Origin of the sequence: Streptococcus lishijunsis (assembly GCF_047290665.1) — a bacterium.
Lineage (GTDB): Bacteria > Bacillota > Bacilli > Lactobacillales > Streptococcaceae > Streptococcus.
Genome location: NZ_JBLBUC010000005.1, coordinates 45,203 through 71,394 on the forward strand (window position 1 = coordinate 45,203; position 26,192 = coordinate 71,394).

Annotated in this window: 27 protein-coding genes and 1 other RNA gene; 4 read left to right on the forward strand and 24 right to left on the reverse strand. The window is 40.1% G+C overall.

Translation table 11 applies throughout. The annotated features are described in order from the left end of the window. Positions 1-28: 28 nt before the first annotated feature. The 10 genes from pstA to ssrA all read right to left on the reverse strand — a co-directional run bounded on the left by pstA (position 29) and on the right by ssrA (position 8,014). Entirely contained in the window at positions 29-913 is an 885-nt protein-coding gene (pstA, locus tag ACLN19_RS03645) for a phosphate ABC transporter permease PstA (RefSeq protein ID WP_413383393.1), read from the reverse strand. Beyond that, the gene (gene pstC / locus ACLN19_RS03650) at positions 903-1,820 is read right to left on the reverse strand and encodes a phosphate ABC transporter permease subunit PstC (protein ID WP_413383395.1); all 918 of its coding nucleotides are present in this window, start codon (positions 1,818-1,820) and stop codon (positions 903-905) included. Before pstC ends, pstA begins: the two co-directional genes overlap by 11 nt. A 22-nt stretch (positions 1,821-1,842) precedes the next feature. Next, complete coding sequence (locus ACLN19_RS03655; RefSeq protein ID WP_413383397.1) at positions 1,843-2,709, reverse strand: phosphate ABC transporter substrate-binding protein PstS family protein; 867 nt, start codon at positions 2,707-2,709, stop codon at positions 1,843-1,845. A 137-nt stretch (positions 2,710-2,846) separates the two neighbouring features. After that, positions 2,847-4,157: an RsmF rRNA methyltransferase first C-terminal domain-containing protein gene (locus tag ACLN19_RS03660; protein ID WP_413383399.1), complete on the reverse strand. Its 1,311-nt coding sequence runs from the start codon at positions 4,155-4,157 to the stop codon at positions 2,847-2,849. 104 nt (positions 4,158-4,261) lie between these two features. Further along, entirely contained in the window at positions 4,262-5,020 is a 759-nt protein-coding gene (locus tag ACLN19_RS03665; protein WP_413383401.1) for an inositol monophosphatase family protein, read from the reverse strand. Continuing rightward, positions 5,010-5,288 (reverse strand): UPF0223 family protein, encoded by a 279-nt coding sequence (locus tag ACLN19_RS03670; RefSeq protein WP_413383403.1) that lies wholly within the window; start codon positions 5,286-5,288, stop codon positions 5,010-5,012. Before ACLN19_RS03670 ends, ACLN19_RS03665 begins: the two co-directional genes overlap by 11 nt. Next, positions 5,278-5,694: a Spx/MgsR family RNA polymerase-binding regulatory protein gene (locus ACLN19_RS03675; protein ID WP_413383405.1), complete on the reverse strand. Its 417-nt coding sequence runs from the start codon at positions 5,692-5,694 to the stop codon at positions 5,278-5,280. Before ACLN19_RS03675 ends, ACLN19_RS03670 begins: the two co-directional genes overlap by 11 nt. A 43-nt stretch (positions 5,695-5,737) precedes the next feature. Further along, entirely contained in the window at positions 5,738-6,670 is a 933-nt protein-coding gene (locus tag ACLN19_RS03680) for a bifunctional riboflavin kinase/FAD synthetase (RefSeq protein ID WP_413383407.1), read from the reverse strand. A gap of 12 nt (positions 6,671-6,682) precedes the next feature. Beyond that, the gene (truB, locus tag ACLN19_RS03685) at positions 6,683-7,564 is read right to left on the reverse strand and encodes a tRNA pseudouridine(55) synthase TruB (RefSeq protein ID WP_413383409.1); all 882 of its coding nucleotides are present in this window, start codon (positions 7,562-7,564) and stop codon (positions 6,683-6,685) included. A gap of 100 nt (positions 7,565-7,664) precedes the next feature. Then, positions 7,665-8,014, reverse strand: a transfer-messenger RNA (tmRNA) gene (gene ssrA / locus ACLN19_RS03690). Positions 8,015-8,153: 139 nt separating this feature from the next. Between ssrA and ACLN19_RS03695 the strand changes: the two genes are divergently transcribed. Beyond that, positions 8,154-8,777, forward strand: coding sequence for a DUF3862 domain-containing protein (locus ACLN19_RS03695; RefSeq protein WP_413383411.1), 624 nt, complete (start codon positions 8,154-8,156; stop codon positions 8,775-8,777). 22 nt (positions 8,778-8,799) lie between these two features. Here the strand turns inward: ACLN19_RS03695 and ACLN19_RS03700 are convergent, their stop codons facing one another. The 13 genes from ACLN19_RS03700 to cdaA form a co-directional block, all read right to left on the reverse strand. Further along, positions 8,800-9,900, reverse strand: a complete 1,101-nt coding sequence (locus tag ACLN19_RS03700) for an Mbeg1-like protein (RefSeq protein WP_413383413.1) — start codon at positions 9,898-9,900, stop codon at positions 8,800-8,802. Between the two features lie 46 nt (positions 9,901-9,946). Beyond that, positions 9,947-10,411, reverse strand: coding sequence for a GNAT family N-acetyltransferase (locus ACLN19_RS03705; RefSeq protein WP_413383415.1), 465 nt, complete (start codon positions 10,409-10,411; stop codon positions 9,947-9,949). A 22-nt stretch (positions 10,412-10,433) separates the two neighbouring features. Beyond that, positions 10,434-12,257, reverse strand: coding sequence for a translation elongation factor 4 (gene lepA, locus ACLN19_RS03710; protein ID WP_413383417.1), 1,824 nt, complete (start codon positions 12,255-12,257; stop codon positions 10,434-10,436). Between the two features lie 135 nt (positions 12,258-12,392). Then, a complete protein-coding gene (trhO, locus tag ACLN19_RS03715) occupies positions 12,393-13,376 on the reverse strand; it encodes an oxygen-dependent tRNA uridine(34) hydroxylase TrhO (protein ID WP_413383419.1) in 984 nt (327 codons plus the stop codon). A gap of 127 nt (positions 13,377-13,503) precedes the next feature. Next, positions 13,504-13,926 carry a nucleoside-diphosphate kinase gene (gene ndk, locus ACLN19_RS03720; protein ID WP_413383421.1) on the reverse strand — a complete coding sequence of 141 codons (423 nt, stop codon included), beginning with the start codon at positions 13,924-13,926 and terminating at the stop codon, positions 13,504-13,506. 93 nt (positions 13,927-14,019) lie between these two features. Beyond that, positions 14,020-14,664, reverse strand: a complete 645-nt coding sequence (locus ACLN19_RS03725; protein ID WP_413383423.1) for a TIGR01906 family membrane protein — start codon at positions 14,662-14,664, stop codon at positions 14,020-14,022. Beyond that, positions 14,630-15,412: a TIGR01457 family HAD-type hydrolase gene (locus ACLN19_RS03730; protein ID WP_413383425.1), complete on the reverse strand. Its 783-nt coding sequence runs from the start codon at positions 15,410-15,412 to the stop codon at positions 14,630-14,632. Before ACLN19_RS03730 ends, ACLN19_RS03725 begins: the two co-directional genes overlap by 35 nt. Next, positions 15,409-16,149: an acyl-ACP thioesterase domain-containing protein gene (locus ACLN19_RS03735; RefSeq protein ID WP_413383427.1), complete on the reverse strand. Its 741-nt coding sequence runs from the start codon at positions 16,147-16,149 to the stop codon at positions 15,409-15,411. Before ACLN19_RS03735 ends, ACLN19_RS03730 begins: the two co-directional genes overlap by 4 nt. A gap of 3 nt (positions 16,150-16,152) precedes the next feature. Continuing rightward, positions 16,153-17,283: a radical SAM family heme chaperone HemW gene (gene hemW, locus ACLN19_RS03740; protein WP_413383429.1), complete on the reverse strand. Its 1,131-nt coding sequence runs from the start codon at positions 17,281-17,283 to the stop codon at positions 16,153-16,155. 45 nt (positions 17,284-17,328) lie between these two features. Beyond that, positions 17,329-17,889, reverse strand: a complete 561-nt coding sequence (locus tag ACLN19_RS03745; protein WP_413383431.1) for a hypothetical protein — start codon at positions 17,887-17,889, stop codon at positions 17,329-17,331. Between the two features lie 218 nt (positions 17,890-18,107). Further along, positions 18,108-19,460 carry a phosphoglucosamine mutase gene (glmM, locus tag ACLN19_RS03750; RefSeq protein ID WP_413383433.1) on the reverse strand — a complete coding sequence of 451 codons (1,353 nt, stop codon included), beginning with the start codon at positions 19,458-19,460 and terminating at the stop codon, positions 18,108-18,110. A 51-nt stretch (positions 19,461-19,511) separates the two neighbouring features. Then, positions 19,512-20,477, reverse strand: coding sequence for a CdaR family protein (locus ACLN19_RS03755; RefSeq protein ID WP_413383436.1), 966 nt, complete (start codon positions 20,475-20,477; stop codon positions 19,512-19,514). After that, positions 20,455-21,321, reverse strand: a complete 867-nt coding sequence (gene cdaA / locus ACLN19_RS03760) for a diadenylate cyclase CdaA (protein WP_413383438.1) — start codon at positions 21,319-21,321, stop codon at positions 20,455-20,457. The genes ACLN19_RS03755 and cdaA overlap by 23 nt, the downstream gene beginning before the upstream one ends. 144 nt (positions 21,322-21,465) lie before the next feature. Here cdaA and murT point away from each other — a divergent pair, with 144 nt between their 5' ends. Both murT and gatD read left to right on the forward strand, forming a co-directional pair. Next, entirely contained in the window at positions 21,466-22,809 is a 1,344-nt protein-coding gene (gene murT, locus ACLN19_RS03765) for a lipid II isoglutaminyl synthase subunit MurT (RefSeq protein ID WP_413383440.1), read from the forward strand. Continuing rightward, entirely contained in the window at positions 22,810-23,595 is a 786-nt protein-coding gene (gene gatD, locus ACLN19_RS03770; protein WP_413383442.1) for a lipid II isoglutaminyl synthase subunit GatD, read from the forward strand. Positions 23,596-23,628: 33 nt separating this feature from the next. Here gatD and lplA read toward each other — a convergent pair whose 3' ends face one another. Beyond that, positions 23,629-24,618, reverse strand: a complete 990-nt coding sequence (lplA, locus tag ACLN19_RS03775; RefSeq protein ID WP_413383444.1) for a lipoate--protein ligase — start codon at positions 24,616-24,618, stop codon at positions 23,629-23,631. Between the two features lie 156 nt (positions 24,619-24,774). Between lplA and ACLN19_RS03780 the strand changes: the two genes are divergently transcribed. Continuing rightward, positions 24,775-26,142, forward strand: a complete 1,368-nt coding sequence (locus ACLN19_RS03780; RefSeq protein ID WP_413383446.1) for an FAD-dependent oxidoreductase — start codon at positions 24,775-24,777, stop codon at positions 26,140-26,142. Positions 26,143-26,192 lie beyond the last annotated feature (50 nt).

The following is a 26,192-nucleotide window of genomic DNA, read 5'->3' on the forward strand; positions in this document are numbered from 1 at the left end:
AAGACTCCTTTAAAGCGTTGTTCTTCTGCTAAGCAGAGGTGAGTTTGCTGTGTAATTTTTTACCAATATAGCGTGCCGACAAGTTGAAAATCAAAATAACAACTAATAAAACAGCCGCACTTCCTGCAGATACTTGTGTCGCATCAGGAATAGTTCCTTCACTATTGACCTTCCAGATATGAACAGATAAGGTTTCAGCCTGACGGAAAATCGAGATGGGACTAGTGACACTTAGAGGATTCCAGTTAGACCAGTCAAGAGCTGGCGCGGATTGTCCTGCTGTATAAATCAAAGCCGCCGCTTCTCCAAAAATACGTCCTGACGCTAACACGATACCTGTGATAATACTTGGCAAGGCTTCTGGAATAACCACATGAAGAACGGTCTCCCAGCGTGAGATACCAAGTGCCAAACCTGCTTCCCTTTGTGTATGATGAACGTTACGTAAGCTATCTTCAACACTACGTGTCATCTGTGGTAAATTAAAGACAGTCAAAGCAAGCGCACCTGAGATAATAGAGAAGCCATAACCAAACTGAATCACAAAAATCAAATAACCAAACAGACCGACAACAACAGATGGCAATGATGATAAAATCTCAATACAAGTGCGAATAAAGTTTGTCACACGTCCTTTTTTCGCGTATTCTGACAAATAAACGCCCGCCCCCAAAGATAGAGGGATTGAAATAAACAGTGTCACCACTAAAAGAAAGAAGGAATTATAGAGCTGAATACCAATCCCCCCACCTGCTTGGTAAGAAGATGATCGCCCTGTTAGGAAATCCCAAGATACATGCGGTAAACCACGTATTAGAATATAGAGTAGAAGTGATGCAAGAATAAGGACAATGATACTTGCAATCGTATAGAGGGTAGCTGTCGCCACTTTATCCCATTTTTTAGCGTTCATAGTTTTTCTTTCCCTCCCTCGTGATAAATTTAATCACTGTGTTGAAAGCAAGACTCATAATCAAGAGTACTAAGGCAAGTGACCAAAGGACATTATTTTGCACGGTACCCATAACCGTATTTCCGATACCCATTGTCAAGATAGATGTCAACGTCGCAGCAGGTGTTGTTAGTGACGTTGGAATGACCGCAGAGTTTCCGACAACCATCTGGATAGCTAGCGCCTCACCAAAGGCACGTGCCATCCCAAAAACAACGGCGGTAAAAATACCGGGACGCGCAGCATTTAAAATAACACGCCAAATGGTTTGCCAACGCGTAGCTCCCATGGCTAGACTGGCTTCCTTATAATGACGCGGAACAGCTTTCAGACTGTCAACAGTCATAAAGGTTACTGTTGGCAAAATCATCACAAAGAGTACAAAAACCCCTGATAAAATACCAAATCCTGTCCCACCAAAAATAGAACGTACAAACGGAACAACAACTTGCAAACCAATAAATCCGTAAACAACAGACGGAATACCGACCAAAAGTTCAACCGCAGGTTGCAAAATTTTAGCGCCATATTTAGGGGAAATTTCTGTCATAAAGACTGCTGCACCAATAGCAAATGGTGTAGCCACAATAGCAGATAAAATGGTAACGATAAAGGAACCTAAAATCATAGGTGCTGCACCAAATTTCTTGCCACTTGGTTGCCAATCGCCACTAAGGAGAAACTCAAAAATATTCACTTTATCAACAAAGAAGGTTGAAAGTCCTTTTTGAGCAACGAAAATCAAAATCATAGCGACGACAAATACAATTAAAGCCAAGCAGAAAAAGGTGATGCTTTTACCGAATTTTTCAAGTCTTGAATTTTTTGATGGGGTCGTTAATTGTGTGACCAATTTTTTATTTTCCATTTTTCTCTTTCCAATCTGAGAATTATTTGGCTGTGACATTGCCAGCAGCGTCCTTGATAACTTTCATATCATTGATTGAGATATAACCCATATTTTCAATAATATGTTTTTGGACTTCATCACTAATCATATAGTCAAGAAATTCTTTGGTTAAGCCTGTTGCAGCTCCTTTGGTGTACATATGCTCATAAGACCATAAAACCCAATCATTGGTTGCTACATTTTTAGGAGTAGCTGCAAAACCATTTAGTTTAAGCGATTTAACAGAATCATCTACATAAGCAAAAGATAGATAAGAAATCGCTCCTGGGGTTTGGGAGACAATGGATTTTACCATACCGTTAGAATCTTGCTCTTGACTACGAATAGCGCTTTGTCCATCCATAACGATACTATCAAAAGTAGCACGCGATCCTGAACTTGCTGCACGGTTAATAATCGTAATATCTAAGTCTTGACCACCTACTTCTTTCCAGTTCTTAATCTTTCCTGTAAAGATATCACGTAGTTGCTCACTTGTCAGATTATCCACTTCAACCTTGCTGTTGACAACAACAGCTAAGCCAGCAACCGCTACCTGATGGTCAACCAAAGCATTGGCATCAATACCTTCTTTTTCTTCAGCAAAAACATCACTATTTCCAATTTGGACTGCTCCAGACTGTACCTGTGATAAGCCTGTACCAGAACCGCCACCTTGGACGTTGATCGTTTTTCCGATATGCTGACTAGCAAACTCATCTGCTGCAGCTTCCACTAAGGGTTGTAAGGCAGTTGAGCCGACACTATTGATGGATTGCCCTTTGTCAATCCAGCTGGAACAAGCACCAAGTATAATGGCAGAAACAGCCACCAAACCTAATGCTAAGATTTTTTGTCTTTTCTTCATAAACAATAATCCTATTCTAAAATTGAAACCAATCACATGAATGATTAGTAGGAAACTTAAGTATTTCCATAACTTCACTATATCACAAGACTTACGCCTTGCATAGTATAATATCTGAAGAATGTATTCAATAACAGTTAGACCTGAAAGCGTAGGCCTTTAGGGTAGTAATTTTTGAGTATATTTCCTGTCACCTTAGCAAAGCCTAAACCGTTGCCCTCGCAAGTAATCTGGTACCATCCGTTAGCCTGATTTGTCTCTAGGGGAACGATATTGCCAGAGACATAAACAGCAAACTGTTCTATAGTAATTTCCAGACTATTGATCACTTCCCCAGGTGTTAAGGCTAATCCTAAAGCAAACGATGGCTCAAAACGATTCTTCTTAAAAGTTCCTAGATGCAGGCCATTACGCATGATTTTAAGATTCTTCATCTCTGGGCTATCTTTAGGCAAAAGATAAAGTTGGTCTCCAAAAACCTGATAAATACCACTCAAAGAGCTCTTAAGATGTTTTTGCTCAAAAGCCTTCCACTCTTTTAGCTGAAGGCTAGTCAGATTGCTACGAGCTTTTCTAAGCTGAATCGTTTTCTTAGGACGCTTATCACGTAACTTAGCCACAAACTGTCCTTCCCCTTGAAAATGGTGAGGGTACATACGAGCAACTTCTGGCATCTCTATGCCCTCTGACATTCCTGCTATTTTCTCAATAGGCACCAATTCTAAGTAAGGATACTGCTCTAAAAGCCATAAGACAACTTCTTCATTTTCTTCTTTGGACCAAGTACAAGTCGAGTAAACCAGCTCCCCACCTTGCGCTAGCATAGGCATAGCCTCTCTTAAAATAGATTTTTGCAAATCAGCACATTCCTTAGGATAGTCTTTATGCCAATAAGTCACAGCAGATGGGTCTTTACGAAACATCCCTTCTCCAGAACAAGGCCCATCAAAAACAATCATATCAAAATAAGAAGGAAATACACTTGCCAAACGCTCTGCGCTTTCATTGGTCACAATGGCATTTCTAGCCCCAAAGCGCTCAATATTCTCTGATAAAATCTTGCTACGTTTTGTTGAAATGTCATTACTCACCAAAAGACCGGTATTTTCTAAATAAGAAAGGAGATGCGTGGACTTACCACCTGGTGCGGCTGACAAATCTAAAACGCGCATATCAGGTTTTGGCGCTGCTACTTGTCCAACCATCTGAGCAGCAGGCTCCTGCGAATAAACGAGCCCCGTTGCGTGGGCCACAGACTTGCCAGACACTTTTCCATAATAGCCCCAGTTCGTTCCTAAAATGGGGTGTTCAAAAGATTGCTGCTGCTCTTTTAAAGGATTGATCCGAAAACCCGACTGCGCTTGTTTTTCAAAGCTCGCTAAAAAATCCGATGCTTCTGACCCCAAAAGCTCTTGGTACTTAGCGATAAAATCTACTGGTAATTTCATATCTTTCATTATACTATAAATTTAAGCTACTTACTATATTCTTTGTCACAGATTGAACATTAAATGACAAATAGTAAAAAACCTGCTAGCTAAACCAACAAGTTTTAATGAATATATAATGTTATCACAGGTAACAATGCTTTAGGGACAAACATAACCGCTTGTCTGGTTGTAAAATCAGGCTCTTTAGCATCCATTGTCACTAAAACATAACCAAGCTTGTCTCCCATAATCTTAGCAGCCGCATAGTCCCAAGGCTGCAAATACGAAAAATAAGCAAGAAGCTTTCCAGACAAAACTTGACTCATGCTTATACCAGCCCCGCCATAGACACGTAAGCCTAACGTCTTAGCGATAAAATCTCTCAAGCCTTTATAATTATCAGCAAACATGCCACCATTAGCTGCAACTAAACAACGTGATAAAGGCTTTTCTTGGTAACTCGGTAGCAACTCATCATTCAGATAAACGTCATATTGTCCGCCACCATAACAAAGACGATCATTGACAACATCATAAATCAAACCAAACTGTCCAACACCGTCCTCATAGTAAGCTAATAACACGGCAAAATAATCCTTTTGAACAATAAAATTCACAGTACCGTCAATCGGATCAATAATCCACACCTTACCATCATCAAAGGGATGCCTGACGTTATTTTCCTCAGCCAAGATGGCATCCTCAGGGTAGCGACAGCTAATCTCTTCAATCAAAAACTGTTGTATTTGCTTATCAAGAGTTGTCACAAGGTCATCAAAACCACTTTTTTCTTCAATTTCTAAATCATCTGATAGAGCTTCTAAAATACGCTTTCCAGCTCGCCTAATCAAATCTTTTGCAAATGCTAATTTATCGTCCAAGAGAAATCATTCCTTTCTCTTTTTCCCTAGCTATTTTCACAACCTGATAGGGCGAGTAACCACTATTTTTCGTGAATTCTCTATCAATTTGTTTTTCCTGTGCTTTACTTTTGACAACCGTTTTAAAAGTGGCATAAGCCTCTAAGACCTTACTGGCCTCAACCTTTGTCTCATAAGCTTTCTCAACTTGATTTAAAAAATGAAGTACCGTACCTATTTCATCAGTACTCCATGTCACATCAAGCGGATAAGCATAGTTATCTTTCATAAGAACCCTCAATTTCTGCTTTTAAGGTTGCTTCTTGCAACTCTTGCATACGGTAATCTCGTGGTAAAAAGGCTCTAATCTCATCTTCATTAAAGCCGATTTGCATCCGCTTATCATCAAGGATAATCGGACGTCTCAAAAGACTTGGATTTTCAGCAATTAAGTTAAGCAAGTCAGAGACTGATAATTCATCCACATCCACATCTAAACGCTGAAAAACTTTTGAGCGTGTTGAGATAATATCCTCAGTTCCATTTTCAGTAAGAGCCAATATCGACATCAGCTCATCTGGTGTCAGAGGGCTTGTAACGATATTGTGTTCTTCAAAACCAATTTTATGTTTAGACAACCAAGCTCGCGCCTTACGGCAGCTGGTACAACTAGGAGATAGAAATAAGGTAATCATGAAAGCTCCTCTTAATTTTACTCTAATAATATTATACACAAAATTACACTTTTTGACTATTTTTTTTCCAATTTAAAGCAAAATTTCTATCTTTTTCTAACTGCTCCACTAATTCTTCTACTGTGTCAAATTTTATCATATCTCGAATATTATCCCACCAAAGAATCTCAATGGTCTCACCGTAGATATCCTCAGCAAAATCAAATAAATGCGCTTCCATTCTTAACTCTGTGCCACCAAAAGTCACATTTTTACCGACACTAGTCATGGCTTTATACTCTTTGTTTCCAAGACGGACGCTCGTAACATACACTCCATCAGCAGGAATAAAAGTACGATCAATCGGCGCTAGATTGGCTGTTGGAAAACCGATAGTCCGTCCCCTAGCATCTCCATGAACGACAATACCTCTCGTTGAAAAAGGATATCCTAAGAGGCTATTAGCTTTATGAACATCACCTTGACTGATAAGCTTTCGAATGCGGGTAGAGCTGATCTTGTCACCATCTTCTGTCACTTCATCAACGGTATAAACCTCACCGTCAAAATGTGTTTTCAAATACTGACTATCTGACTTATCATTGCCAAATTTGTAATCAAACCCTGTCACCACAGCTTTGGCCTTTACATGATTAATATAATCCCTTATAAAATCATCTGCTGAAAGTCGAGAAAAAGAACTCGTGAAATCTGTCAAAAATAGCTTGTCAACACCATATTCAGCGAACTTGCGGTAACGCTTTTCAGGATAGGTCAGGTGATTTAAAAGATTAGGCTGAAAACGAGCAAAAGCAAGCTGCGGTGACTCCTTAAAAGTCAAAACCACAATCTTCAATTGCTTGCGCTCTGCCACTTGGCGCGCTTTATCAAAAAGAGCCTTGTGTCCTTTATGTAAACCATCAAAATAGCCTAAAACCAAGACACAATCACCAATTGGCTCAATTTGACTATAATGCGTAATCTCTTGAATGTCCATAATCTCTCTTTTCTAACTCAATACTTTTCGTGGTTTATACAATGCTCCGCGTCGCTCAATAATAGCGACTAATTGTTCTTCAAAAAAAGCTGCTAGCAACTCTTCTGTCGCCTCCAAATGAATCTGACGCCCAAAGTGCAAATCTTCTTTTTGCGCTAAAGTAATAGAAATCCTAGGCAAATCTAAAACGCCATAATCAATAGGAAGTAGAAAATCATAATCAGCTTGTTTGACTTTTTGAGCAATCTCATCTAAAGTCAATGCTTGCTCTAGCTTTAACCCAGCCGAGGCAGTACGTGTCAAAAAAGACATATGACTGCTATATCCTAGTCTCTCTCCTAAATCTACTGCTAAAGTTCGCACGTAAGTCCCTTTACTACAAGCCACTCTAAAGCTAAAGCGACACAGCTCTCCTTCAAAGCAAAGAGGACTGGTGCGTACAAACGAATCAATCGTGACTCTACGAACAGGACGCTCAACATGTTGACCAGCACGAGCATATTCGTACAATTTTTTTCCATTAACCTTAACGGCTGAATACATAGGTGGGATTTGCTCGATAACTCCGATAAAAGACGTCATAGCCTCATCAACCATTTCTTCTGTCAAGCTTGTTGAAACAGGCGTTTTACTCACTATCTCACCGCTACTATCTTCTGTCGTCGTTGAAAAGCCAAGTGTAACCTGTCCTTCATAGACCTTTCCACTCTCAGTCATATACTCTAAGACGCGCGTTGCTTTTCCTACCGCTATAGGTAAAACCCCCACAACATCAGGATCTAGCGTACCACCATGTCCTATCTTTTTTTCTTGTAATATACGACGCAAACGAAATACGGCATCGTGTGACGTCATCCCTGCTTCTTTTTTTAAATTGATAATACCTGATACCATACTGTCTATTATATCAGCTAAGCGCTATCTTATCAATGACAAAACATCTTATCACATTAAAAAAGCACATCGTTTTCACGATGTGCTTTTTAGCTTATATCTATGGAGCCGGTGGGAGTCGAACCCACGTCCAAACACCTGCCAATCTATTCATCTACAACCATAGGCTATGTCTTTATTTAACAAGAAAATGACACATAGCTCAAGCCCTATCCTTGCGAGCCTATCAATCTCTTTTTAGTTAGCTAGGCAATAACTAAACGTAGTTTGCTAATCAATAAGACCCTCAACAAAACGCAAACAATCTTGTGAGAGTCACACAGGCTGGTTTTTAGGCAGCTACTGCGTAAGAAGTATTATTTTTTGCAGTTATATTTAACTGGCGTTTTACATCCGCGAGATGAGTTGCCAAATAGACCTCATAATGCCTGTCGAATCCGTAACGACCCCAAAGCATATAAATTTAGTATAGCATATTAGCCATCAAGTATCAAGGATTAGCTTTAAGCTTCTTCAAAATAACACATATAATCTCCCTCATGCCTGATTATATGCTATAATGAATATACTAAATAGAAAAGGAAATCCTATGAAAAAATTAGCTTTAGTTACTATGCTGTGTATCGCTGGCTTGGGACTTGGTGCTTGTTCGATAAATGGTTCCACTTCCAACAATCCATCTCAAGAAACTAAGGTTTCAGACGTCCCAGCAGCACACCAAGATATTCGTCTAGCTTTCAATAATATCAAGCTAGGTAACCGTGATAATGATTTTTCTGGAGGTTCAACACTAGAAGACCTTAAAAATCTCTTTGGAGAGCCTGCGCAAACCTTTCAAACACCTGCTGGTGATGTGACCTTAGATGGCTATACATGGCAATTTGATACTGTTACAGTGACTGTCAACCTTCTTCGTGATAGTGCTATTACACGCGCTATTTCAAACTTTAACTTTATCCGCTTTAACACCATCTCAAAGCAAGCTATCGCACAAATTGCAGATGGAATGACTTTCCAACAAGCCATTGATCTTCTCGGTCAACCTGACGTCTATTCTGAATCGGTCTCATCAGACAATACCCGCACACAGGCTCTTTGGGTTAGCGGTATCGAAGGAGCTAGCAACCAAACCCAAACTCAAGCTCAAGCTCAAATTTCACTAGAATTCACCGATGATAGACTAACCCATAAAACCTTAACAAATATTGACTAAAAAGCAGGGAAATCCCTGCTTTTTATGATGTTTCCTTATTGTTCATTAAAAGATGACTAGCAAAATGCTTCAGCAAAGACTTGGCTGCTCTAGTCAATAGTTGCTTATGTTTTTTATCTAGCTCTTGCATTTGCGAAATGGTAGATAACAGTTTTTTATTGGCATCTAACGTAAAATCATTGAGACTTTCAAAGCCATTGTCTATAAACGTATCAAAGACTAAATCAAAAACTAATTTTAACTCTTGCCCACTAAACTCATGCATCCAGTCTTTGAAAGTCAATTCTAAGCTACGACTGACTTCGGTTTGCTTATCAGCCTTAATAAAAGCTCCTTCCAAAGTCACTTGCCATAAGACAATGTTATGTTGATTGATACCAAATGACTTGCTTTTGACCCATTGATAATCCCCATCATGCCAAAGCATAATCCCAACTATCGAGTCTTGAGGAAGATAACCTCTTGTCTTATCCTTGATCGCTAAATAACCAGAGGTTTCTAGCAATCCCTCTTCAAGACCAGGTGCATCAAACCACAAAATCTGAGAGATTTTAGCTTGTAAGTCTTCTTGGAGATGACTAGCGGCATAGAGCGCTAAGTTTCCCCCTTTTGAATGCCCTGTCAGACAAATCTCACCGTCTAAATGAGGCAGATACTCTTCTAAATAACTGATCGCAGAGCGGTGGGAAGGAATCTCTCGGACATAGCTCAACTTAAAATCTTCTTTCCAGCCAACCAAGGTGTCATCTGTCCCTCTAAATACAATCTGATGCCCTGCTGTTTGAGATAGAGTAAATGTCACGGCCGCAAATTGACGCTCAAATTCACGTGTGATATGGCTCTCATAATATTGTATACCTATTTCTTTAAAACGCTTTGACTGCGCCATAACATCTAGCAAGGCTAGCCTATCAGCGCTGACTAAAAAATCTTCCTCCATCTGATGACGACAAGCTTGATAAAAGGAATTTAGGCTAGCCTTATGCCCTTTTGACCAAGAGGCTATCTCACCAAAAGGCAGATAACCTAATTCATTGATACACACACGATCCACATCATTAAGGGCAAAATCACTAAAATCATCATTTTGGTGTTCTTTCAAATACTCAAACAAACTAGCCATAGCATCTCCTAATCTCAAAATCAATCCTGTTTAGGCAGATAAAGTCTTATAAAATCTGCTCAAGTACCGTCATCTGCGGACGCAAACCTAGACGTTCATAAAAACGTCTAGCTCCGTCATTACCCTCCCAAACATCTAGGGTAATATTGTAACAATTTTCCTGTTTCGCCAAATCAAGGGCAAACTGGTAAAGTTGCTCCCCAATTTTTTGACCACGCGCTGTTTGATCAACGCATAAATCATCTATAAACAAGGTTTTATGAGATACTTTAGGCATCTTTGCTTCATAAATAGCAGTAAAAAGATGTCCTAAAATGGCTCCCTTATCATCTTCATAGACAAAGACGGGTTTTGTCTCATCCTCCAGCAAGTCTAAAAGCTCCTCTGAGGTAAACTTACTGCCCATTTTTTCAAATAAATCAGGACGTAACTGGTGATGATGCTCCAAAATCTGTCCTAGCAGCACTTGAATAGCTTCTATATCTTCTTTTTTAGCTCGACGAATAGGCATTTTGTCTCCTTTGACTCACTCATTACTCATCATCCATACTCAAGACGCTTAAGAAAGCTTCTTGAGGCACTTCGACACTTCCGATTGCTTTCATCCGTTTTTTACCAGCCTTTTGCTTTTCAAGAAGCTTACGTTTACGTGAGACATCTCCTCCGTAACACTTGGCAAGGACGTTTTTACGCAGTGCTTTAATATCTGTTCTTGCGACAATTTTATGTCCAATAGCGGCCTGAATAGGCACTTCAAACTGCTGACGTGGAATGATTTTTTTAAGCTTATCAACGATGATTTTTCCACGTTCATAAGCAAATTCTTTGTGGACAATAAAACTTAATGCATCCACCTTATCACCGTTTAAGAGAATATCCATTTTAACCAAACTTGATTTACGGTATTCTGAAATTTCATAATCAAAGCTAGCATAGCCACGAGTAGATGATTTTAATTTATCAAAGAAATCAAAAACAATCTCAGCTAATGGAATCTGATAGATGACATTGACACGATTGTCATCTATATAATCCATCGTTACAAAATCACCACGCTTACGTTGGGCTAGCTCCATAACGGCACCGACAAATTCTTGAGGAACAATGATTTGCGCTTTAACATAAGGCTCTTCGATAGCAGCCACACGGGTCGGATCAGGAAATTCAGATGGATTTGACACCTCTAACATCTCACCATCTGTCGTGAAAACATGATAGACTACAGATGGTGCTGTCATGATCAAATCAATGTTAAACTCACGTTCCAAGCGTTCCTGAATCACATCCATGTGTAAGAGGCCTAGAAAACCACAACGAAAACCAAATCCCAAGGCTTGTGACGTCTCTGGCTCAAACTGCAGACTAGCATCATTCAGTTGGAGCTTTTCAAGAGCTTCACGTAAATCATTATATTTATTAGATTCAATAGGGTATATCCCTGCAAAGACCATTGGATTCATCTGCTTGTAGCCATGAAGCGCTTCAGAAGCTGGATTGTTAGCAAGGGTCACCGTATCACCAACCCTCGTATCAGCTACGGTTTTGATAGAGGCTGCAATATAGCCTACATCTCCCGTTGCCAAAACATCTCGCCCAATAGCTTTAGGAGTAAAAATACCAACCTCAGTCACATCAAAGGTCTTACCATTACTCATCAGCTGAATTTTATCTCCTGGCTTGACCATACCCTCCATAACACGCACTTGTAGGATAACGCCACGATAAGCATCATAGACAGAATCAAAAATCAATGCCTTTAGTGGTGCTGTGACATCTCCTGTCGGAGCAGGGACTTTCTCAACGATTTGCTCTAAGATATCTTCAATACCAATACCAGACTTGGCTGAGGCAAGTACAGCCTCAGAAGCATCCAGACCAATAACATCTTCTATCTCTTGTCTAACACGCTCTGGATCAGCCGCAGGAAGGTCGATTTTATTGATGACTGGTAAAATCCCAAGGTCATTATCTAGTGCTAGATAGACATTTGCTAAGGTCTGTGCCTCAATACCTTGAGCAGCATCAACCACTAAAATAGCTCCCTCACAAGCGGCTAACGAACGTGAAACCTCATAGGTAAAATCGACATGACCTGGTGTGTCAATCAAATGAAAAATATAGGTCTCACCATCCTTAGCTGTGTAATTAAGCTCGATAGCATTTAGCTTAATCGTAATACCACGCTCACGCTCAAGATCCATACTGTCTAGAAGTTGGGCTTGCATTTCACGACTAGAGACCGTCTCTGTTTGTTCCAAAATTCTATCTGCCAAAGTGGACTTGCCGTGATCGATATGCGCGATAATCGAAAAATTACGAATTTTTTCTTGACGTTTTTGTAAATCTTTAATATCCATTAGTTTTCCTTGTTACATTTAGTCTTAATTTTATTATATCAAAAAAGTCAAAAGCTTGCTAGATTGTCTTATCAGTTCAAGAAAGTATCAACACAGAAAAAAGCTTGGAAAACCAAGCTTTTTCTTTAGTCTCATCTAGGCACCAGCTACGTCCAAGGTCTCACCAATAGCAGCTAGACGCTCAATAACGTCTGCTTGGCTAAGTTGGTGTTCTTCCACGTAACGATTACGAGGATGCACACGGCACTCATGTGAACAACCACGAAGATACTTATCTTCATTAGCTTCAGACGTCAATATACGGCGGTTACAAAATGGATTACCACAATTGACATAACGCTCACATGGAGTCCCATCAAACCAATCTTTTCCTACAACGACAGGGTCAACGTGGTTAATGTCAACGGCAATACGCTCATCAAAGACATACATTTTGCCATCCCAAAGCTCACCTTGTACCTCTGGATCTTTACCATAAGTCGCAATACCACCGTGCAATTGACCGACGTCTTTGTAGCCTTCACGAACCATCCAGCCAGAGAATTTTTCACAACGAACACCACCAGTACAGTACACAACGACACGCTTATCCATGAATTTTTCCTTGTTATCACGTACCCATTGTGGCAGCTCACGGAAGTTACGGATATCAGGACGAATCGCCCCACGGAAATGCCCTAGATCATATTCGTAGTCATTACGTGTATCCAAAACAACGGTATCCTCATCTAAAAGAGCTTCTTTAAACTCTTTTGGTGAGAGATAAGCGCCTGTTGTTTCTAGAGGATTGATATCATCATCAAAATCATTATCTTCTAAACCAAGATGTACGATTTCTTTTTTATAGCGAACAAACATTTTCTTAAAGGCTTGTTCTTCTTCATAATCCATTTTAAACCATAAATCTTCCATTCCAGGAAGCGAGTGAACATAGTCCATGTATTTTTGAGTTGTCTCAAAATCACCTGAAACCGTCCCATTGATCCCCTCATCAGCTACAAGGATACGTCCTTTTAAGCCGATAGATTTACAAAAATCTAGATGCTCTTTTGCGAATGCTTGAGCATTTTCAATAGGAATATATTGATAATATAGTAATACGCGAATATCTTTTGCCATAAGATAATCTCTCTTTTCTAATAGTGTTACACACATACTATGTGCAGGCTCATTATACCCTATCTCAAAATCAAGAGCAATTTATTTGTCCGAAAAGAAAACTAGGGGGACGTATCCCACCTAGTGCTTAATCCTCATCTGCAAACCAAAGGGCTATCTCACGCTGAGCTGAGGCCTTAGAATCTGATCCGTGGACAATGTTTAACGTCGCTTCATTATCACCTGGTGCTTGTGCAAAATCACCACGGATACTACCCAAAGCGGCGTCCTTAGGATTTGTTGCTCCCATCATTGTCCGCCAGGTTTCAATGACGTGATTGCCAGAGATGATACCAATCACCATAGGACCACTTGTCATATAATCAACAATTTGTGGGAAAAAGGGACGTTCCACCAAATCACTATAATGCTGGCGCAAAAGTGCCTCATCTGCTTGGCGTACTTCCAATCGCTCAATGCTAAAGGTTCTGTTTTCGATACGCTCCAAAATCTTACCGACCAAACCGCGACGAACACCATCTGGTTTGATTATAAAAAATGTTTTTTCCAAAAACGTCACTCCTTTATTGTTATTGATGTCATTTTATCATATTATGTGAAAAAAGTAAAAAGCCGATAAGCTGACATCACGTTTAGACCTAGCTTATGTGTTATGGATTTTTCGATACGAACACAGCCACAGACTTAAAAAGCATAGCTCATAACAGAAAAGAAATAGGATAAAACAATGCATAAAAAAGCTTTCTGGCAATATATAAATGACAGGATCAGTCAAAGGATTAAATAGCCAGCTGTCATCACCTAAAAAGAAGATCTGATGAAAAAGCGTGAAAAATTGATCAAATCCAATGACAAAAGCCACAAGAGCTAATCCTAAAGGAATGAGTGCCATCAAACGCCACAGTGGTAGATACAAAGCTAGTCTAGCCGCTGTGATTTCCTTTTTCAAAAAATAAAAAGACGGAATAGCTAGGGCTAAAAACACTCCTTGCGCTATCATAAAAAGAGCTTTGACATCTGCAAAATGCTTCAAACCGCTCTCAGAACTGGGAAAATCCTCCATTTCTAAAATCGCCACAACGGGATTTGTCAAATAAGACAGTAGCTGATTAAAGTTCTCTCTGATGCTGGTCGTGCTAAGCGCGACACTGTCTCTAATATGTAGAGCCCCTATTTCAATAGGATAGACCAACCAAGCTAGATAAATGGTAACAACTACTGCCAATGCTACTAGCCACAAGCAAAAGCCAAGACTAGCAAGGCGCATCTTTATCCAATTGCCACTCATCTAAAGACTCCAAAACATAGTCAGGCTGAATAGGGAGACTTGAGAGCTCCTCTTTTTTGGTAAAACCTGTCAAAACTAGCAAGGTTGCGATGTCATTTTTGATACCAGCGGTGATGTCAGTCATATAATTATCACCAACCATGATCGCTTTTGAACGCTCAACTCCCAAACGCTCAAGAGCTTTATTCATAATGACAGCTTCTGGCTTTCCGATAATGATAGGCTTCACACGAGTAGAGGCTTCAAGAAGCGCTAACAAACTTCCTGCACCAGGCAATAAGCCTCGCTCTGTTGGGATGTTAAGGTCAGGATTTGTCCCTATAAAGACTGCACCTTTTTGAATCGCTAGAGTAGCCGTTGCTAGCTTATCATATGTAACATCCCAGTCTAGCCCAACAACAACGTAAGCTGGATGTTGCTTGTCTTCAATGTAACCTGCCTCAAAAATGGCGTCCTTCAACCCTTTTTCACCAATCACATAAACACTGTTTCCACGATTCATATCATTCATATAATCAACCGTTGCCATACTAGCTGTATAGATGGTTGAGAGAGCTGTCCTAACGGAAAACTTACTCTCTAGCATATCTTGAATCATCTCTGGGGTACGTGTTGTATTGTTGGTCACCAACATATAAGGGATATTTTTCTCTTGTAGGCGCTCAACAAAACGCTCGCCTGCTGGGATGCGGTTCTCACCAATATAAATCGTCCCATCCAAATCAATTAAATAGCCTTGATAGGTCATCTTGTCTCCTTCTTGTCTTGCCAATGGATAATTGCTTGGGCATGAACAGTATCACCAATCACAATCTCATGTCTTGTGGTGAGGTCCTCTTTTTTCACGGATGATACAATATCCTGACCGTAGTGGATTTCCTTGACATATTTCAAATCTAGTGTTTTTGGAATGTAGCGTGTCAAAAAATCCAAATCTAACACCTCAAACATCCACTCAATATATTTACTATTATTGACATGACCATTCATATCTAGGTCAAAATAGCGTAGGTGGTATAAGGTCTCTTCAGCTAGCTCCAAAGCACTATAGCGAGGCCCTCTAATCGCTTTTTTAATTTTGTCACTCTCATATGACTTGACGATATCTTCTACCACAGGATGAACCTTTCGAGTATTGAAATCCATCAATACAAAGGTGGCAAAAATCGTCATGATTTTAGTGTGATTTTCATCGTAAATGTAAAAATAACGATAGCAAAACAGACGATTATAAGACACAGGATCAGTCTCTATGGTGATTGTCTCACCGTAATACGGTAGGCGCTCAATGTCAATATGATAATCTGTGATGACCCAAACTAAACCGTAGCGCTCAAAAATCACCTCATCGCTAATCCCTAGTTGATAGGACTGATGTCCTGATACTTGCAGCGCTAAAGATAAGAGTTGAGGTAATTTCATATGATGGTTGACATCTGTCTCATAAAACGGTACTTCGTAAGATTCTTGATAACGTAGTCCCATAAGTTACTCCATGATAAATTTTTCAGCGACAGTATCTCCTAAAAACAGCCCCTTTTTAGTCATGCGAACACGATCCTCATCGACCTGTAGTAAGCCATCAGCGACCAAATCCGAGACAATATGGCCGTAGCGTTGGTCAAAAGACTCTCCAAATTTTGAGGTAAAGGTCTGTTTAGAAATACCTGCTTTTTTACGTAACCCTAAAAACAATTCTTCTTCCATCATCTCCTCTTTGGTAAGATGCTCCTCAGACAGCCTAGCATTCCCCTCAGATACTCCCTTTAGATAGTGCTGGATAGGGCCTCTATTGCGATAGCGAATGCCATCTAAATAACCAGAAGCACCTGCACCAACACCGTAATACTCAACATTATCCCAGTACATGAGATTATGCCGACTCTCAAAGCCTGGTTTGGTAAAATTGGAAATTTCATAATGTTCAAATCCATTTTCTTCCATCTTCTTAATGATATACTCAAACATCTCTGCTTCTAAGTCTTCTGTTGGAAGATTGAGCTTACCACGTCTCATACGATTCATAAAAACGGTATGATGTTCTAAAATCAGACTATATAGACTCAAATGGGGAATATCTAAAGCTAGTGCTTTGGCTACATTTTCTCTAACATCATCCATCGTCTGACCTGGAAGGGCATAGATAAGGTCTATGGAGATATTGTGAAAACCAGCTTTTTTTAGACTATCTATACTTTCATAAATCTGCGCTTCATTATGACTACGCCCAATCTGACGCAAATGGCGGTCATTAAAGGTCTGCACACCAAGAGAGACGCGATTGACCGCCGATTTTTCTAAAACAGCAATCTTATCTAAGGTCAAATCACCAGGATTAGCCTCAATCGTAAACTCTTCTAAGCTCTCCATATCAAGGTTGCGACTCAACTCCCTCAAGAGAAAGTCGAGCTGCTCGGCACTAATCGCTGTTGGAGTCCCTCCTCCGATATAGAGCGTTTTGAGCTGTTTAATATCGTAGCGACGCCACTCCTCAATAAGCGCTTTCAAGTAATCATCGACAGGTTGATTTTTGATAAAAACCTTTGAAAAATCACAATAATAACAAATCTGTGTGCAAAACGGAATATGCACATAAGCTGAACTGGGCTTTTTTATCATATGCTTATTATACTCTTTTTCTGTATTTTTACAAATATCCCTGACTTAAAAAAGCTTGACAAAGTGATTAGACGCTGCGTTATCAACATAATAGCCTTCTGCCAACAAAGGCTCTGCTAAATCTGGTGTCGGATTATGGATGGTGATAGCCATAAGATGAGAAGCTTTCTTGTCTATCAAATGCTTCTCCATATCTTGATAAAAGGTTTTTCTAAGCTGCTTGTCAGCCAACTCAGGCTTGATGCCTAACGTCAGAATCAACTTGCCATCACCTTTTTGAGCCTGGTAAAAGGCCAAGCATTGACCATTATAGAGCCACTCAAAGGCTGTCTCATCCAAAGGTCTTAAAGCTGTCTCGTACCAAGTTGGACTTATCCTAGCCTTGCTAGTCTTTGTTAAGGGACGAATATGGTGGTAAGGATGTTCTAATAAACGGTTAAAAACTTTATGCAGATACTTAATACGACGTTTTTGTGTTTGAGGGTTACTCGTCTCATAAACATAGTGAATATAGTGTTCTTGATAATCCCTCACCATATGACGATAAACCTCTAAAGCACTTCCTGTAAAATAATTGGCAAAGACTTCTGGACTTGGTTTTGACATTTAATATCCTCCTATACTATGACCAGTAACCTTTTTTCTAGGACATCTACTAACTTATCACGATAGCCATATCTCGTATGACTAGCTTCTATACCTTGAACACAGACACACCCTTCTAGGGCAAAAAGCTTAGAACTTAGCTAGATAGACGTTAACTTTTTTCATCTGGTAACTCTTATATCTCAAAAAAGGTTGGGAATCTCTCCCAACCCTATCATCTACTCAATACCGATTTCTTGTTTGACAACAGCGGCAATTGTATCCACATAATAATCAACTTCTTCATGGCTTGGCGCTTCTGCCATAACACGCAACAACGGCTCAGTGCCGCTTGGACGTACTAAGATACGTCCATTACCTGCCATCTCTTTTTCCATTTTTTGAATAATATCTGCAATAGCAGGAATCGTCATCGCCTTGTCCTTCATGCTATTATCCACACGAATATTGACTAATTTTTGAGGATAAATCGTCACTTCAGCAGCTAGCTGAGATAAGGTCTTTCCGCTTTCTTTAACCACTTTAGCCAATTGGATAGCTGTTAATTGCCCATCACCTGTGGTATTGTAGTCCATAATAATCACATGACCTGACTGCTCACCACCAAGATTGTAGCCAGACTTACGCATCTCTTCTACAACATAACGATCCCCTACGGCTGTGACCGCCTTTTTAATGCCCTCACGCTCAAGCGCCTTGTGGAATCCAAGATTTGACATCACTGTGGTGACAATTGTATTTTTCGCTAGTTTACCATGTTGTGATAAGTAGTTTCCGATAATATACATGATTTTATCACCATCAACTAGCTGCCCTTTTTCATCCACCGCAATCAAGCGGTCGCTATCACCATCAAAAGCAAGCCCCATTTGACTATTAGATGACAAGACAAGCTCTTGTAAGGCTTCTGGATGAGTTGAGCCGACACCATCATTGATATTCAGTCCGTTAGGCTTATCCCCCATAACTGTTATGTCTGCATTGAGGTCTAAAAAGACATCACGAGCTGAAGCAAAGGCTGCACCGTTTGCTGTATCAAGGGCAATTGCCATGCCGTCAAGATCAATCCCAGTAGAGACTAAAAACTTAGCGTATTTACGCAATCCTTCTGGATAATCAACGACACTTCCAAGACCTTGTGCTGAAGGGCGCGGTAGCTTATCTTCTGGTGCATCTAGTAAGGCCTCAATCTCAAGCTCCCGCTCATCATCTAGCTTAAAGCCATCTGATCCAAAAAACTTAATGCCATTATCTAATGCAGGATTATGGCTTGCTGAAATCATGATACCTGCGCTAGCTTTTTCAGTACGTACCAAATAAGATACCCCAGGAGTCGCTAAGACACCTAAAAGATATACCTCGATACCCACAGACAAAAGCCCTGCAACCAAGGCTGACTCTAGAAGTTGTCCTGAAATACGGGTATCACGCGCCACAAAAACACGCGGACGCTCCTGTTCATGCTGACTAAGGACATAGCCTCCAAAACGTCCTAATTTAAACGCTAACTCTGGTGTCAATTCTACATTGGCTTCCCCACGGACACCGTCTGTTCCAAAATATTTTCCCATAATAGTCTTGCGAATTTTCGCATCCTCCAGTCTAATTCTCTCTATTATCCATTATTTCTTAGTGGTTGTCAACTGAACACTGAGCTGAGCTGGTGTCACTACGACATCATCTGCTGATAGGGTGATCGTTTTAGTTGTATCTTTAGTGATGTTTGAGATATCCACATCTGCCTCAACTTCTGAGATAGCATCCAAAGCTTCTCTTGTACCTGATATAGTCACCGTATTTTGACTCAATTTATAGTCTATTTTAGATAGACTCTCATCCATCTCGCCTACAAGATTGATCTTAACTGGTACTTCTTTGGTGAGCTTTTTAACAGTCACATCTAATCGTGCTTTTGAAGGTGCAATAATGCCTGCTAGAACCGTCCCATCAGAAGCAACCGCTTGAAGATTTACCTTGCCACTATAATTCCCATCTAACACCTCATCCTCAGGCAGAGCTGCCTCTACATGGTCGATGCGCTGAATGATGGATTCATCACTTGTCACTTTAACTGTATCTAGATTGGTCGAAACATCAGTCACCTCATAGCCTACTGCTACTTGACTAGCAGCTACGACACCTTGTACCTCAAAGGTCTTACTCTCTTTTTGACCAATCGTCACTGAGATAGTCTTTGGCTCAATCGTGGCAGTCACATCACTTGGAAGATTAGTTACTTTTAACCTAACGGTACGAGTGCCTGTCTCCTCATGAGATAGATCTGCTACTACTTTAAATTGTCTTGTATCGCTATTGATTTCAGAATCCAGTTTAACACGATTGACCGAGCTGAGATAAACCCTAACTTCATAAGAATAGCCACTAACAAAGTATTTATCACTATCATATTTAAGGTCTATGGGAACATTCGTTAGGGTGTGCGTATAAGTCTCTGTCGCACCTGCCACCTGAGTGCCCGTTTTACTATTGGTATTGATAGTTGCGGTCAAAAAAAGGAGAAGGGCTAAAAAAATAGAAACCGCCATAAGGCCAATGGTATTTGTCTTATTTTTGTGACGTTTTTTCATTGTTCCTCCTTAATAAGCGTTGTAGCCAGCTGACTTGAGCTGTCTCAGATTGGATAAGCTCTGCTTTTAATAAGCTCTCAAAACCAGCTCTGTCTAAATCATGGATAAATTCCCCACGCAATGTCACTGAAATACCGCCTGTCTCCTCAGATACCACAACTGTTAGAGCATCAGAGTTTTCAGATAAACCTATGGCTGCACGATGGCGTGTCCCAAATTCCTTAGAAATGGTCATAGAGTCTGTCAAAGGCAAATAAGAACAAGCTGTCATAATCTTGTCTTTTCGAATAATGACAGCACCATCATGAAGTGGGGTATTAGGGATAAAAATATTGATTAAAAGCTCACTTGAAATATCTGCCTCAAGTGGAATACCTGTAGAGATATACTCTTGTAGGCTCTGCATTTGCTCAATTGAAATAAGAGCCCCTATCTTACGAGGACTCATATAATCAACTGCTCGCAATAGCGCAGCAACTAGCTTTTCGTCATCACTTTGTTGTCCACGCTGTCTAAAGACTTGTGGGCTACGCCCAAATTTTTCAAGACCCGTCCGAATCTCAGGCGCAAAGATAACCACCGCTGCGATAACCCCGTAGGTGATGACTTGGTTCATTAAATACGTAATCGTTGTCAAGCCAACCCACTCGGCCACCAAGCGTAACAGAATAAAAAAGACAACCCCTTGAATCAAGGACATAATCTTAGTACCTGCTAAAGCTCGGATCAGACGGTAAATTAGATAAGCCACAATACCGATATCTAATAGATGTATGATAATCTGCCAAGGATTATCTAACAATCCTTGCCAAAAGGCATTATTAAACATTTGCACAACTGTCATAAAGCATACTTCTCAATCTTAACATTACTTATTAGCGTCTTTTTATCTGCTATGTCAATAAAAGTCGCATGACTTCATTATATCACAAAATGATGACAAGAGTTTAACTATCCTTTTAAAAATTTTTTTGGTAAAATAGAGAGTATGAAGATAAAGACGTTACTAGGAATTTCAGCAGGAAAAACTGCACATTATGTACTCCATAAATTAGGACGTGGCTCCACTTACCCAGGTAGCCTAGCCCTCAAATTTGACAAAGACATTCTCGATAGTTTAGCTAAAGACTATGAAATCGTTGTTATCACTGGCACCAATGGGAAAACCTTAACAACTGCTTTGACAGTAGGTATCTTAAGAGAAGCTTTTGGTGAAGTGGTAACTAACCCTAGCGGAGCCAATATGATTTCAGGGATTGTCTCAACCTTTCTAACCGCTAAAAAGGCTAAATCAGGTAAAAAAATTGCTATTTTAGAGATAGACGAAGCTAGCTTGCCAAAAATCACAACTTATATCACACCTAGCCTTTTTGTCTTTACCAATATTTTTAGAGACCAGATGGATCGCTATGGCGAGATTTACACCACTTATCAGATGATTTTAGACGGAGCTAAGAAGGCACCTAATGCCACTATTTTAGCGAATGGTGATAGTCCACTCTTTCACTCTATTAAAACCATCAATCCTATTAAATATTATGGTTTTGATACTGAAAAAGGGACACCTAAGCTGGCCCACTACAATACAGAAGGGGTGCTATGTCCCAAGTGTCAACACATCCTTACCTATCAGCTCAATACTTATGCTAATCTCGGCGATTTTGTGTGTCCAAACTGTGACTTCAAACGTCCTAAACTAGACTACGCCTTAACAGAGCTGACAGAAATTACCAATACGTCATCACGTTTTGTGATTGATGGGCAAGATTACCAGATCAATGTCGGTGGTCTCTACAATATCTACAACGCTCTTGCAGCTGTGGCTGTAGCTGAGTATCTGGGTGTTGATCCTGAGCTTATCAAGCAAGGGTTTGACAAGAGTCGTGCTGTCTTTGGTCGTCAGGAAACCTTCCATATCGGTGACAAAGAATGCACCCTTGTCCTGATTAAAAATCCTGTCGGAGCCAGTCAAGCACTGGATATGATTAAGCTAGCTCCCTATCCTTTTACCCTCTCTGTCCTTTTAAACGCTAATTACGCAGATGGTATTGATACGAGCTGGATTTGGGATGCCAATTTTGAAGCTATTTTAGAGATGGATATCCCACAAATAGTTGCTGGTGGTGTCAGACACTCAGAGATTGCACGCCGTCTGCGCGTGACAGGTTATCCAGAACAACATATCCAACAAGCACAAAAATTAGAAGATGTCCTCGCTATGATTGAAGCTCAAGATACTAAACATGCTTACATCTTAGCAACCTACACAGCAATGCTTGAGTTTCGTGAACTCTTAGCTAGTCGTCATGCGGTTGGAAAGGAGCTAAACTAAATGACTTATACTTCTTTACAATCCCCTAATGATAAAGAGTACGCTTATACTCTATCTATCGCCCACCTCTATGGGGATCTCCTCAATACCTATGGTGATAATGGCAATATCCTCATGCTTAAATACGTCGCTGAAAAGCTTAACTGCCATGTCACGATTGATATTGTGTCGCTTAATGATGCGTTTGATGACAAGGCTTATGATATCGTCTTTTTCGGTGGAGGACAAGACTATGAGCAATCTATCGTTGCCACAGATTTGCCCACTAAGCGTAACAGCATCCAACAATTCATCCAAGATGACGGTATTATTCTAGCGATTTGCGGTGGCTTTCAACTACTTGGTCAATACTACATCCAAGCTAATGGCGAGAGAATCGAAGGTATCGGTGTTATGGGACACTATACGCTAAATCAAGAAAATAATCGTTATATTGGTGACATTAAAATTCATAATGACGAATTTGACGAGACCTACTATGGTTTTGAAAATCATCAAGGGCGGACCTTCCTCTCTGATGACGAAAAACCACTGGGACGTGTTGTCTATGGCAATGGTAATAATAAAGAAGACGGCGTTGAAGGGGTTCATTATAAAAATGTCTTTGGCAGTTATTTCCATGGTCCACTGCTATCACGTAATGCTAATCTAGCTTATCGCTTAGTCACCACAGCCCTCAAACGAAAATATGGCGATGACGTCAAGCTAGCTGACTATAACACGATCTTAGCTGCTGAAACACCTGAAGAATACAGTGATATTAAAAGCAAGGCTGACTTTGATTAAACCAAAAAGACACTTCCAATGGAAGTGTCTTTTTTAAGCAACGATAGCTTTAGCAACCTCTTCAGTAGTCATACCTGAAAAGTAAAGTGTCGTATCAATCGTCTCTAACTTGGCAAGGACATCCGTGTAATCATAACGACTGCCAACTAACAAGTCCTCAATGTCCTCAACACCAGCTACACCGAAGAAATCGCCGTAAATCTTGATGGACTGAATAATCGAATTATCAACATTAGCATAAGTCGTAATCTTACCTGCTGGATAACGTACAGAACGCTCAATGGTGTACTCTGGAGCTTGTCCATAAGTCCAATCCCATGTCGCAAATTGCTCATCACACAATTTTTGAATAGCTTCTTTATCCTCTCTGGTCAATACATATTCTGTCATATCAGGATACGTTTCTTTCATCTGATGCAAGATAGCATCGCTAAAACCCTCGACAGTAATAGCTTCTTTAAGGTGAGGTAGGATATTGGTCACACGCGCACGCACGGACTTAACACCTTTAGATTCAATTTTATCTTTAGAAACCTTTAGAGCTTGTCCAAGAACAGACATATCAACATCAAATAACAGACAACCGTGATGCATCATACGTCCTTTGTAGTAAGCTTGCGCATTGCCTGCAAATTTTTGCCCATCGATTTCTAAATCATTACGCCCTGTAAAAGAGGCTTCAACACCTAGCTTAGCTAATGTGTCAATAACAGGTTTTGAAAAGGTCTTAAAGTCAAAAGCCCCTTCTTTAGCTTTGTTAGAAATGATAGTATAATTTAAATTATTAAGGTCATGATAGACCGCACCTCCACCAGAGAGGCGACGAACAACATGAATACCATGTGCATCAGTGTACTCTTTATTGATTTCCTCAATGGTGTTTTGATGTTTTCCGATAATAATAGCTGGCTCATTTATCCATAAAATAAATAACTCATCCTCATCAACCAGCTCCCGAAAAGCATATGCTTCTAATGCAATATTATACGCTGGGTTGTTGCTTTTATTAATAATATATTTCATAAAATCACCTCTATAATCTAGTATCTTTAGTATAAAGCAAAGGCTTTCAAAAGGCAAGTTTTTACGCTTCTTATCTCTATTATCTATGAGTGAATTATTTGTTTTTTTACCTTAATTCTTGTATGATAGAATTATCACGAGAAAGGAAGGCATCTTATGTCTAAACAAAAAATTGTCATTGTTGGTGCATCACATGGTGGTCATGAATCTGCCATTCGCATCTTAGATAAATACGATAACGTTGAGGTTACGATCTATGAAGCAGGAGATTTTGTCTCTTTCATGTCTTGTGGAATGGAGCTTTTCCTTGAAGGAAAGACTATCGGTCAAGATTATGTGAGAAACTTCTCGCCTGAAGAGCTTGAAGCCCGTGGTGGTAAAGTCATCAACAACCACCAAGTAACAGCTATTCAAGCAGACGCTAAAACCATTAGTGTCAAAAATGTCCTAACTAATCAAGAAGAGAATGTCTCATACGATAAACTAATCTTAAGTGTTGGTGTAGAGCCTATCGAACTTAACCTTCCAGGAAAAAACCTTGATAACATCTACTTCATGCACGGTCACGACTGGGCTAGCAAAATCAATGCTGCTCAAACGGATGAATCTATCCAAAACGTTGTTGTTATTGGATCTGGCTACATCGGTGTGGAAGCGACACAAGTCTTTGCTAAAGCTGGCAAACACGTCACACTTGTCGATATGATTGACAATCCGCTTGGAAACTACCTCAATAGTGAATCAACAGCTATCTTAGAGCCAGCCTTTCGTCATGCTGGTGTTGAGCTTCATATGGGAGCTACTGTTGAAGCTTTCCTTGGTGAAGGCAAAGTATCTGCTCTAAAAACCAATAAAGGAGAAATCCCAGCTGACCTTGTCATTGTAGCTGTCGGTGTCTATCCAAACACTAAATGGTTAGAGGGTGTGATTGACTTAGATGAGCGTGGCTATATCAAGACTGATGCCTACCTTCGTACTAATGTTGAGGATGTATTTGCAGTTGGTGATGCGACGCTTCAACCATCTATCCCAGCAAATCAATCTATGCCAATTGCTCTAGCTACTACAACTCGTCGCTCTGCTTTTTACCTCGCTAGCACACTCTTTGATAAGAAACCTGCTCGTGCTTACAAAGGCGTCGTAGGGTCTTCTGCTCTTGGTATCTTTGGCTATAAATTTGCCACATCAGGTCTAAACGAATTCTCTGCTGGACGCCTTGGTCTTGATTTTGAAACAAGCTTCTACACAGATCGTATCCGTCCACGCTATATTCCTGAAGCGGATAATCCTGAAGTCTATGTCAGCCTAACTTTCCACCCTAAAACTCATCAAATCTTGGGAGGTTCAGTCCTTTCAACACAAGACCTCACTGCACAAGGTAATGTCTTGTCCCTCGCTATCGCTCAAAAATTGACCCTTGAGGACTTAGCTGAAGCTGACTTCTTCTTCCAACCAGGATTTGATCGTCAATGGAGTCTCTTAAACCTTGCTGCGCAAGATGCACTTGGTTACAAACCTTTTTAATCTTTGAAAAGAAGATAATATATCTAAAAAGACAAACGGTTAACCGTTTG

Excerpts from the sequence above, each read along its gene's own strand:
- pstA (WP_413383393.1), bottom strand. The coding sequence starts at position 913 with ATGAACGCTAAAAAATGGGATAAAGTGGCGACAGCTACCCTCTATACG.
- pstC (WP_413383395.1), bottom strand. The coding sequence starts at position 1,820 with ATGGAAAATAAAAAATTGGTCACACAATTAACGACCCCATCAAAAAAT.
- ACLN19_RS03655 (WP_413383397.1), bottom strand. The coding sequence starts at position 2,709 with ATGAAGAAAAGACAAAAAATCTTAGCATTAGGTTTGGTGGCTGTTTCT.
- ACLN19_RS03660 (WP_413383399.1), bottom strand. The coding sequence starts at position 4,157 with ATGAAATTACCAGTAGATTTTATCGCTAAGTACCAAGAGCTTTTGGGG.
- ACLN19_RS03670 (WP_413383403.1), bottom strand. The coding sequence starts at position 5,288 with ATGAAAGATAACTATGCTTATCCGCTTGATGTGACATGGAGTACTGAT.
- ACLN19_RS03675 (WP_413383405.1), bottom strand. The coding sequence starts at position 5,694 with ATGATTACCTTATTTCTATCTCCTAGTTGTACCAGCTGCCGTAAGGCG.
- ACLN19_RS03680 (WP_413383407.1), bottom strand. The coding sequence starts at position 6,670 with ATGGACATTCAAGAGATTACGCATTATAGTCAAATTGAGCCAATTGGT.
- truB (WP_413383409.1), bottom strand. The coding sequence starts at position 7,564 with ATGGTATCAGGTATTATCAATTTAAAAAAAGAAGCAGGGATGACGTCA.
- ACLN19_RS03695 (WP_413383411.1), top strand. The coding sequence starts at position 8,154 with ATGAAAAAATTAGCTTTAGTTACTATGCTGTGTATCGCTGGCTTGGGA.
- ACLN19_RS03700 (WP_413383413.1), bottom strand. The coding sequence starts at position 9,900 with ATGGCTAGTTTGTTTGAGTATTTGAAAGAACACCAAAATGATGATTTT.
- ACLN19_RS03705 (WP_413383415.1), bottom strand. The coding sequence starts at position 10,411 with ATGCCTATTCGTCGAGCTAAAAAAGAAGATATAGAAGCTATTCAAGTG.
- lepA (WP_413383417.1), bottom strand. The coding sequence starts at position 12,257 with ATGGATATTAAAGATTTACAAAAACGTCAAGAAAAAATTCGTAATTTT.
- trhO (WP_413383419.1), bottom strand. The coding sequence starts at position 13,376 with ATGGCAAAAGATATTCGCGTATTACTATATTATCAATATATTCCTATT.
- ACLN19_RS03725 (WP_413383423.1), bottom strand. The coding sequence starts at position 14,664 with ATGAGTGGCAATTGGATAAAGATGCGCCTTGCTAGTCTTGGCTTTTGC.
- ACLN19_RS03730 (WP_413383425.1), bottom strand. The coding sequence starts at position 15,412 with ATGACCTATCAAGGCTATTTAATTGATTTGGATGGGACGATTTATATT.
- ACLN19_RS03735 (WP_413383427.1), bottom strand. The coding sequence starts at position 16,149 with ATGGGACTACGTTATCAAGAATCTTACGAAGTACCGTTTTATGAGACA.
- hemW (WP_413383429.1), bottom strand. The coding sequence starts at position 17,283 with ATGATAAAAAAGCCCAGTTCAGCTTATGTGCATATTCCGTTTTGCACA.
- ACLN19_RS03745 (WP_413383431.1), bottom strand. The coding sequence starts at position 17,889 with ATGTCAAAACCAAGTCCAGAAGTCTTTGCCAATTATTTTACAGGAAGT.
- glmM (WP_413383433.1), bottom strand. The coding sequence starts at position 19,460 with ATGGGAAAATATTTTGGAACAGACGGTGTCCGTGGGGAAGCCAATGTA.
- ACLN19_RS03755 (WP_413383436.1), bottom strand. The coding sequence starts at position 20,477 with ATGAAAAAACGTCACAAAAATAAGACAAATACCATTGGCCTTATGGCG.
- cdaA (WP_413383438.1), bottom strand. The coding sequence starts at position 21,321 with ATGACAGTTGTGCAAATGTTTAATAATGCCTTTTGGCAAGGATTGTTA.
- murT (WP_413383440.1), top strand. The coding sequence starts at position 21,466 with ATGAAGATAAAGACGTTACTAGGAATTTCAGCAGGAAAAACTGCACAT.
- gatD (WP_413383442.1), top strand. The coding sequence starts at position 22,810 with ATGACTTATACTTCTTTACAATCCCCTAATGATAAAGAGTACGCTTAT.
- lplA (WP_413383444.1), bottom strand. The coding sequence starts at position 24,618 with ATGAAATATATTATTAATAAAAGCAACAACCCAGCGTATAATATTGCA.
- ACLN19_RS03780 (WP_413383446.1), top strand. The coding sequence starts at position 24,775 with ATGTCTAAACAAAAAATTGTCATTGTTGGTGCATCACATGGTGGTCAT.